Annotated in this window: 1 protein-coding gene; it reads right to left on the bottom strand. The window is 65.8% G+C overall.

Annotation, left to right across the window (positions count from 1 at the left end; all coding sequences use genetic code 11):
- Window positions 1-806 (bottom strand): SRPBCC family protein (locus DGA31_RS29440; RefSeq protein WP_277749414.1); only part of this gene is annotated, 806 nt, incomplete at both ends.

The following is an 806-nucleotide window of genomic DNA, read 5'->3' on the forward strand; positions in this document are numbered from 1 at the left end:
AACAGGCCTTCGTCCTCGGTGCGCACCCCGGACAGCAGTGGCTTGAGCTCGATTTCCTGCGCCGCCGCGTCCGCCCCTTCGATCCAGTGCGTGGCGCCGCGCGACATGTCGTTCCAGCCAGTGCCGCCGCCGTAGCCGGTCTGGCACGAGCGGAACTCTTCCAGGTCGTCCGGGGTGGCCATGCCGCTGACGTTGAAGAAGTCTTCGTACTGGCGGATGCGCTTGGCCCGCGCGTCGGCGCTCTCGCCCTTGGGCGCGATGCAGTAGATGGTGATTTCGGTCCGGTTCACCGAGATCGGCCGGGCGATGCGGATCTGCGAGCTGAACTGGTCCATCAGGTAGACGTTGGGGTACAGGCACAGGTTGCGCGAGTTCTGGATCATCCAGTCGGCGCGGGCCTGGCCGAAGTCGCGCGCCAGTTCGTCGCGGCGCTCGAAGGCCGGGCGGTCCTCGGGGTTGGCCCAGCGCGTCCACAGCAACAGGTGGCCCTTGTCGAACGAATAGAAGCCGCCCCCGGTCTTGCCCCAGCTGCCGGCGCTCATGGTCTTGATCTCTTCGCCGGCTTCACGCAGCTTGCGCTGGTTCTGGGTCGCGGCGTAGTTCCAGTGCACGGCACTGACGTGGTAGCCGTCGGCGCCGTTTTCGGCGGTCAGCTTCCAGTTGCCTTCGTAGATGTAGCTGCTGGAGCCGCGCAGCACTTCCAGGCCCTCGGGCGACTGGTCGACGATCATGTCGATGATCTTGGCCGACTCACCCAGGTGCTCGACCAGCGGCAAGACATCGGCATTCAGGCTGCCGAACAGAAA

The organism is Pseudomonas ovata, assembly GCF_003131185.1.
In the GTDB taxonomy this organism is placed as follows: Bacteria; Pseudomonadota; Gammaproteobacteria; order Pseudomonadales; family Pseudomonadaceae; genus Aquipseudomonas; species Aquipseudomonas ovata.